The organism is Mesorhizobium sp. M5C.F.Ca.ET.164.01.1.1, from assembly GCF_004792125.1.
GTDB classification, from domain to species: domain Bacteria; phylum Pseudomonadota; class Alphaproteobacteria; order Rhizobiales; family Rhizobiaceae; genus Mesorhizobium; species Mesorhizobium wenxiniae.
Window position 1 is genome coordinate 1 of the sequence record NZ_SRTG01000040.1, and the last position, 1400, is coordinate 1400.

Here is a 1400-nt window from a genome sequence, read left to right on the forward strand (position 1 = left end):
TCTTCTCTGGTTGCCGCCCTCGATGCAAGAGCCTTCCAACCTGATGTGCCCGGTGATCGAGTGCGTTCTTCTCTCAGGCCTTTTCCTTGCGGCCTTTCAAGAAGCCGCGGGCCGGTATGGTGATCTGCGGATCGGGTCCAAATCTTCTGCAAGAGCTTTCAAGCTCGGGAACGACGGCTGGTTTTCCTGATCCAGATCTTTTCGATCATTGTGCCCATTCAGGTCATCGACTTCCTACACCTTCTTCACCGGCGCATTTTGTGTGGTGATGCATATCCGTCATGCAGCTACAACTCGCGCCGGATTTCGATAATCCTCTTTCTTTGTCATCATCGCCCAGATTGCCCGCGCCATCTTGTTCGCAAGCGCGATCGCCACCAGCATGAGCGGCTTGCGACGCAGCATCCGTGCCAGCCATGATCCCTCGACGATGGATTTGCGGGCCAGCACTGTCAGGCGTGACATGGCACCGATGATCAACAAAGACCGGATATCGGTCTGGCCAGCCTTCGATACCCGTCCAAGTCGCTCCTTGCCGCCGGAGGTGTATTGACGTGGCACGAGCCCAAGCCAGGCCGCAAAGTCTCGCCCGCGTTTGAAGCTCTCCATCGGCGGAGCAAAGCCGCTGATCGCCAACGCAGTCTGGGGCCCGACACCAGGCATTGTCTGGAGTCGCCGCGCTGTATCGGTCGCCAGGGAAAGGGCTTTGGCCTTTGCCGTTTTGACGTCGATCCGGGCCGTCTTTTCAGCAATCTGTTCGAGCAGATCAAAGCATTCCTCGCGCACCAGGGCTGGCAGGTCACTGTTCGGCTCGTCCAGGATACTTTCAATCCGCTTGATATGGGCGATCCCTTTCGGAATGATGTGGCCATATTCGTACAGCACCGAACGCAAAGCATTCACAAGCTCGGTGCGCTGATGGAGGAGGCGCTCCCGAGCTCGGAACAACACAGCGCATGCCTGCTGTTCTTCCGACTTCGGCTGTACAAAACGCATCTCCGGGCGCTGTGCTGCAACGACGATTGCTTCAGCATCGGCAGCATCGTTTTTCTGCCGTTTGACAAAGGGCCGCACATATTGAGGTGCGATCAGTTTCACCTCGTGGCCAAATTTGACCATTTCTCGGGCCCAGTAGCTCGCGCTGCCGCATGCTTCCATCACAACCACGGCAGGCGGCTGGGCTGCCATGAACTGCCGGAACCGTGACCGCGTCAGCTTCTTACGGAAACTTAGATGCCCCGTCATTGTCGCGCCGTGAAGCTGGAAAACGTTCTTTGCCAGGTCCACCCCGATCATAGTATCCTTCATTTGCCGTCCTCTCCTTCTCGTGGCGTTGAACATCACGACCTTGGCACATTGCGATGCCGTCTGGGGAGGGCGGCAACCATCCCATCTTCTGC

Annotated in this window: 2 protein-coding genes; one reads left to right on the forward strand and one right to left on the reverse strand. The window is 57.4% G+C overall.

Going from position 1 to position 1400, the window contains the following annotated elements; genetic code table 11:
• Positions 1–190 (forward strand): hypothetical protein (locus EN807_RS36145; RefSeq protein ID WP_206523295.1); only part of this gene is annotated, 190 nt, incomplete at its 5' end.
• An 89-nt stretch (positions 191–279) separates the two neighbouring features.
• Here the strand turns inward: EN807_RS36145 and EN807_RS32250 are convergent.
• Positions 280–1308, reverse strand: coding sequence for an IS110 family transposase (locus tag EN807_RS32250; RefSeq protein ID WP_127209742.1), 1029 nt, complete (start codon positions 1306–1308; stop codon positions 280–282).
• Between the last annotated feature and the right edge of the window lie 92 nt (positions 1309–1400).